This is a genomic window from Colwellia sp. RSH04, from assembly GCF_003545765.1.
Classification (GTDB): domain Bacteria; phylum Pseudomonadota; class Gammaproteobacteria; order Enterobacterales; family Alteromonadaceae; genus Colwellia.
Genome location: NZ_QXIO01000023.1, coordinates 1 through 5,891, shown reverse-complemented (window position 1 = coordinate 5,891; position 5,891 = coordinate 1). Strand labels below are relative to the sequence as shown.

The following is a 5,891-nucleotide window of genomic DNA, read 5'->3' as shown; positions in this document are numbered from 1 at the left end:
GGACAAAAAACAGTTGGCTTTTGCTCCTTCGTCGCTAATTTTAGCCAACAATTTTTTTGCCTCTTAACGAGGCGTTAGGAGTACTGATGAGGCTGTATATTTTTCTACTATCGTTTCTAATGTCAGGTGCGGTATTTGCAGTTGATAAAAGTAAATATACACCAGAGCAATTGTTCGTGATCGGTACAGAACTATTTAAAGAAGAAAGAAAGGAATTTGATCCTAATTTGGGACTTGAGTTTCTATTAGAGTCAGCGAAGTTTAAATACGAATTAGCTCCTTTTGGTTTATGTGTTTCATTATCAACTGAAAAACCAATACTAGACTTACAAGAAGCTTATGCTTGGTGTTATGTCGCCGAAAAGATAGGTAATAAATATTCAAGTATGGCGTCTCAAAGAAGCGATGAAATATTGGGTAAAATTCTTTTAGATGGTGGTATTTCAGCCGTCGAAAAAGCTAAAGCCCTCGCTGTTTCTAGGTATCAGGAGTAAGTACTCCTAACAAGCTGTTAAACAAGGACAAAAAACAGTTGGCTTTTGCTCCTTCGTCGCTATTTTAGCCAACAATTTTTTGCCTGTTAACAGGGCGTTAGCAGTATAATCATTTATCAAAACATGGAGTGTTACATGAAAATTCAATTACGAAATCAATCTTTTGCTATTGCTGGCTTATCAGTTGGGCTATTAGCAACATTATTTGGTCTTCACATGTCATCTGTAATAGAATCTACTCCTGCATTAATGGGAACTGTTTCTGCGGTGTGGTGTGCAGTTTCAGCAAGTATTATCGGTGGTCGTGTCAACAACGATACAGCAGCGTAAATACTGCTAACAAGGCAATCAAACGGACTTGTAACAGTTGGCTCGGTTCCGCTTCGCTTCACATTGTAGCCAACAATTACAAGCCGCTTATTGTGGCGTTAGAAAGCCAATGAAATATCTAGTTGTTGTGATAGTTGTAGGGTATATATTTTTAGGTCTATTCCCTCAAAAGGGATTACCTTCTGATGTGGATTCTATTGTCATCGAAAAATTTATTTCTGGTAATAAAGATCCCGTAAGTAGCGTCACTTTGAATTACGGTGAAGCAACTTTATTATCTAAAGATATCGGTTATTTGTGGTGTAACTACTTTATGCTTAACTCTTGGGAAGAAATGCCCCATTATTGGTTAACTGTAAACTCTGGCGGAATCACCGAAGTAAAAATATTTGTTAGTCGTAGTGAGTTTTCAACGGGCTGTAAATCTTCAGATAAGGTTGTTGCACAGTTGGAGCAAAGGCTTTTCTAACAAGGCGTTTAAACGGACAAAAAACAGTTGGCTGTTTCACTCCGTTCACAATTTTAGCCAACAATTTTTTGCCGCTTAACGTGGCGTTAGCTGTCTAAAAGAGGAGGAGATCGCAATTGTCAAAAGGTGAGCAAATATCGTTACCTCAAATTGAATTGTTAGTCCTTTTCTTGGGTAGTGTATTTTTTATAATTCCAATGATTGTTACTAGTAATTTAGTGGGAGCTTTTACTTTTGGTTTAGTTGTTGTTTTTTATTTAATGTCTGAGTTTAAATGGCTCAAAAACAACTTTAACCTGAGTAACACACAAGTAAGCATAAATTTAGTTTTTCTCGCTTTATGTGGCTTTTTAACTTTCGAAGTTTTCTTTTTGTTAGGACTATTTGCGATACTGCCAATATCAAAGTTTTATAAGTGGACTTAAGGCTGGTATGCGTAATAGTCAGCTAACAAGGCGCTCAACAGGACAAATAACAGTTGGTTTTTGCTCCTGCGTCGCTTATTTTAACCAACTGTAATTTGCCCATTAGCGTGGCGTTATGCATATAAGGATATTCAATGAAGCCGTATTTTATATTAATAAGTTTGTTTTTTTCTTTTCAGGTATTCGCTACTGACATTGTTAAAATTCACGCTCCCGTCACAGAATCATTTAATTGCACTGAGCATTGGGATGGTCAATTTGAGTATGTAGGGGATGCTCTAGGTACTGACTGTGTAGTTCAAGACTTTTACGAGTCTGGTGAACGTTTATTTATGAGAACATTTAAAAATAACGGACATAAAAATGAAGATTGGTATGGCTTTGGTAAGAATGTATTAGCTCCATGTGATTGTACTATTGAATCTATTAATAAAAATAATGTAACAAATGAACCAGGAGTTATGACTCCTGGCAGAGCGGGTTCAATATCGTTTAAAAAAGCTGATGGAACTATAGTTCTTATCGCACATATTGATAACATCAGTGTATCTACTGGGGACATTGTCAAAGCTGGTAAAATTGTAGCGACCATAGGTAATAATGGCTATAGCCGTAACCCTCATTTACATATTGCAGCATGGAAGGAAAAGCAACCTCTGCAAATTCGTTTTGACCAAAAAACAATAGACTTAAAATCTCGTGAAGAAAGTGGCGAGTAATGCATAACAAGGCGCTTAAACGGAAAAATTACAGCTGGCTGCGCTCGTGCCTCGCACATTTTAGCCAACTGCATTTTCCGCTTAGCTTGGCGTTAGGTAACCATGGAGAGGTGAGGCATTGGAAAATCGGCCTAAAGAAAAATTTGAATACGAAGTAGATAAGTATTGGTTCAAATTCTCAAATTTTATTGGGCTAGCATTTGGTTCTTTTTGTATTTGGTTCTCGTTTATTAAATCTGATGATGATTTCTTCCAAATGAGAGCAATTGAAGTTTCAAGAGTAGATGATCCAATATTGTTTTGGTTTAACATTTTGTTTTGCTTTTCAGGTGGTGTGTTTTTTATTTATCTAGGGTTGGGCCCATTCTTTCACTGGGTTGGAAAAAGGTTACCTAACAAGCAAATTAATCAGGACAAATAACAGTTGGTTTTGCTCCTGCGTCGCTTATTTTAACCAACTGATATTTGCCCATTATTTGGGCGTTATGTGGCACACGAGTATGGATGCTAAATCGACTACAAAAGCTGTAATCACTTCATCATTATCCTCACTAATAATAGTGCTCGGTATGTTTATTGAAGATCTATTTAGATCAGGCAATCTGTTTTCTACCGACGGCCTAATTGTAATGGTGATGTTTGTTTTAGGTTTTGTGTCCACCTCATTTGCTGTTGTAGTTGTTGCAGGAGTTCCTTGCCATTTTATTTTGTCTAAGCTGCGTTTTAATAAATTATGGCAATATCTGGTAGTTGGTTTGCTTATCTCAGCTATATATTCTTGGTATATTTTACCTAGCAATATGCCCCAACAGTTGCAGTCATTCAGTTTTTGGGTTTATATAATTACAGGTTTTATCGTAACAAGTGTATTCTGGTACAATGCGGTAAAGCCACATAACAAGCTAATAAATAAGGACTAAAAACAGTTTGTTGTTTTCGTTCCTCAACATTTTAGCAAACTATTTTTAGCCCATTATTAGGGCGTTAGGTGTTCATGGAGTATTCGTCACGGATGAAGCAAATCTATAAAATCACATATCATCCAACTGGTAAAATATATATCGGAAAAGATAGCGTTGGGAGTTATCGTTATTACGGTAGTCCCGATATGGATACCGTAAATGCAGATTTTCTAAAATTACCTGATGAAATTCGCAAAGACTATACTATTCGCAAAGAAATCCTTTGGGAGTCACCTGATTGTGAAGAGTCTGAATTATCAAAAAAAGAAGTTGAGTTTATTAAAGAGTTTAGGTCTAACGATCCTGAAGTTGGTTACAATCGCTGGCCTAAGTTCAAAAAGAACACCTAACAAGTCATTTCAGCAGGACAAAAAACAGTTGGTTTTTGCTCGTGCCTCGCTTATTTTAACCAACTATTTTTTGCCTCTGAATGAGGCGTTATGTGCCGTAATGGTATCGGAGTTGTGCAATTAGAATCGTGTCATCGTGATGTTTATAAACGATCCTATGTTCATCATTTATTCGACGCGACCAATATCCAGATAATCCATGCTTTAAAGGCTCTGGTTTACCAATACCTTCTTGAGGAGTTCTTTGAATGTCCTTAATGAGTAGGTTAATACGTTTAAGTATTTTTTTATCGGTGGTTTGCCAGTAAAGGTATTGTTCCCAAGCTTTTGTTGAAAATGTTAACTTCATTCAATCAGCTCTCTTTCAGTACCATTTCCAGCTTCAAGCTCGGCAATTGATTCTAAAAGGTCTCTAGCATTTGCAGGGGATCTTAGTAAGTATGTAGTTTCCTGCATGGCGTTATAGTCTTCTAAAGACATCATAACAACAGGATCTTCACTTTTACGTGTAATAATAATTGGTGCGTGATCATTACAGACATGCGCCATTGTATTTGCTAAATTTGCTCTAGCAGCTGTGTAACTTATAGCATCCATGTGTATCTCCAAAGTGTTCATGTACGTTATTTGGTACAGTATAGCGCATTGGCACATAACAAGTCACTTAAAAGGACAAAAACAGTTGGTTTTTGCTCCTTCGTCGCTTATTTTAACCATCTATTTTTTGCCTCTTAGTGAGGCGTTAGGGCACTAGGAGTATATTCAACCTATGTATGATGTAGATGAATCATTTGAAACAGCCCGTGAACTTTTCAATTTCTTACTTGAAGATAATATTTTCGAGCCTAAAAGTGTTTTTGATGTAAGTGAAAAAGTGACAAACAGTTACATTTTCCGTGGTCAAGCTCAAAAAAGTTGGGACTTATTACCAACGGCTCATCGAGAACCTAACAAACTAGAAAATTATACACCTCAACCACCACACAAAGGTGAAAAAGAGCGTAACGATTATGTATGTTCACAAACTCATGCTGAAATAAGATCGGTATATCTTTTTTTAGAGGCTGCGGATCATGTAGGGTTAAAAACACCCATTGATTACAGCCTTTTTAAAGGTTAAGTCGATGGCTCCGACGATATATTTAAGCCAACACTTTTACCTAGCATAGCGTTAGCTCAACATCATGGTGTATCTACTAGGCTATTAGACTGGACAGAATCGCCTTTTATTGCAGCCTATTTCGCTGCAAATTCTGCTTTATCACAAGATGATGGTTCACATTTTTCAATCATTTGTATGTATACTCATTTATTAAAAGATCTAAGTAGTGTCAGCGTAATATCTGCGCCAAAAGTTAATAATAGGTTTTTAGGCGCTCAACGTGGATTATTTACAATAATCAATAGCGCGAATAACTTTTTCAATACTAATGGTAAATGGCCTTCATTAGAGGATATTATTAACGAGGAGAGGCCTAATAAACTTTATATGAGGCACGGTGCAATTCGGTTATCTTTGCCTGTATCTGAAGCAAAATCATTATTAAAGTTACTTTATAAACTAGACATCTCAGAGTTAACTATTATGCCGTCCCTTGAAAATGCAGCAAAACACTTTAAATATAAAAAAAACCTTTGGGGTAAAGTATAAAAGTGCCCTAACAAGCTGTTAAACAAGGACAAAAAACAGTTGGTTTTTGCTCCTTCGTCGCTAATTTTAACCAACTATTTTTTGCCTGTTAACAGGGCGTTATATGCTATTAAAAATTAGCGTAAGAATAAGTGATTTGTTCGTGATGTTTTTCGCTAAAACAGCTTGGAGCAGGTCACTAATAAGCATTACCTTTTATACCTTTTTCAAAGGTGGCAATGCTACTAGTTTGCCTGGCAATTTGCCTAGCTCAAAAGGCACTGTTCAGTTTACGGTGCATTTAATCAAAATACGTGCAAAGCCTGTTTTAACGGGGTTTGCATATAACAAGGCATTCAAACGGACTAATAACAGTTGGCTTTTCGTTCGTGCCTCACTTATTTTAGCCAAACTGTCATTAGCCGCTTAATGTGGCGTTATTTGGCAACACGAAATCGAGTTATTATTTTATTGTAAGAACAGTGTTTTCAAGGTTAGCTTGGTGGGTTACG

Annotated in this window: 10 protein-coding genes and 1 pseudogene; 9 read left to right on the top strand and 2 right to left on the bottom strand. The window is 36.6% G+C overall.

What is annotated here, in order from left to right:
- Positions 1–86: 86 nt before the first annotated feature.
- The 7 genes from D1094_RS18110 (at position 87) to D1094_RS18075 (ending at position 3,749) form a co-directional block, all read left to right on the top strand.
- Positions 87–494, top strand: coding sequence for a hypothetical protein (locus tag D1094_RS18110; protein ID WP_118961506.1), 408 nt, complete (start codon positions 87–89; stop codon positions 492–494).
- A gap of 135 nt (positions 495–629) precedes the next feature.
- On the top strand, positions 630–824 hold the full coding sequence (locus D1094_RS18105) for a hypothetical protein (RefSeq protein ID WP_118961505.1): 195 nt from the start codon (positions 630–632) through the stop codon (positions 822–824).
- 109 nt (positions 825–933) lie between these two features.
- Positions 934–1,293 (top strand): hypothetical protein, encoded by a 360-nt coding sequence (locus tag D1094_RS18100; protein ID WP_118961504.1) that lies wholly within the window; start codon positions 934–936, stop codon positions 1,291–1,293.
- A gap of 559 nt (positions 1,294–1,852) precedes the next feature.
- Positions 1,853–2,437: a M23 family metallopeptidase gene (locus D1094_RS18090; RefSeq protein ID WP_118961502.1), complete on the top strand. Its 585-nt coding sequence runs from the start codon at positions 1,853–1,855 to the stop codon at positions 2,435–2,437.
- 118 nt (positions 2,438–2,555) lie between these two features.
- The gene (locus D1094_RS18085) at positions 2,556–2,858 is read left to right on the top strand and encodes a hypothetical protein (protein WP_118961501.1); all 303 of its coding nucleotides are present in this window, start codon (positions 2,556–2,558) and stop codon (positions 2,856–2,858) included.
- A 79-nt stretch (positions 2,859–2,937) separates the two neighbouring features.
- On the top strand, positions 2,938–3,357 hold the full coding sequence (locus D1094_RS18080) for a hypothetical protein (protein WP_118961500.1): 420 nt from the start codon (positions 2,938–2,940) through the stop codon (positions 3,355–3,357).
- A 74-nt stretch (positions 3,358–3,431) separates the two neighbouring features.
- Entirely contained in the window at positions 3,432–3,749 is a 318-nt protein-coding gene (locus tag D1094_RS18075) for a hypothetical protein (protein WP_220452574.1), read from the top strand.
- A gap of 88 nt (positions 3,750–3,837) precedes the next feature.
- Here D1094_RS18075 and D1094_RS18070 read toward each other — a convergent pair whose 3' ends face one another.
- Together D1094_RS18070 and D1094_RS18065 are read right to left on the bottom strand one after the other, a co-directional pair.
- On the bottom strand, positions 3,838–4,098 hold the full coding sequence (locus D1094_RS18070; protein WP_118961498.1) for a Txe/YoeB family addiction module toxin: 261 nt from the start codon (positions 4,096–4,098) through the stop codon (positions 3,838–3,840).
- The gene (locus D1094_RS18065) at positions 4,095–4,346 is read right to left on the bottom strand and encodes a type II toxin-antitoxin system Phd/YefM family antitoxin (RefSeq protein ID WP_118961497.1); all 252 of its coding nucleotides are present in this window, start codon (positions 4,344–4,346) and stop codon (positions 4,095–4,097) included. Before D1094_RS18065 ends, D1094_RS18070 begins: the two co-directional genes overlap by 4 nt.
- Positions 4,347–4,518: 172 nt before the next feature.
- Here D1094_RS18065 and D1094_RS18755 point away from each other — a divergent pair.
- Both D1094_RS18755 and D1094_RS18750 read left to right on the top strand, forming a co-directional pair.
- Positions 4,519–5,007 (top strand): annotated as a pseudogene (locus D1094_RS18755) (FRG domain-containing protein); the annotation flags it as partial.
- Positions 5,008–5,046: 39 nt separating this feature from the next.
- A complete protein-coding gene (locus tag D1094_RS18750) occupies positions 5,047–5,400 on the top strand; it encodes a hypothetical protein (RefSeq protein WP_259338003.1) in 354 nt (117 codons plus the stop codon).
- Positions 5,401–5,891: the final 491 nt, after the last annotated feature.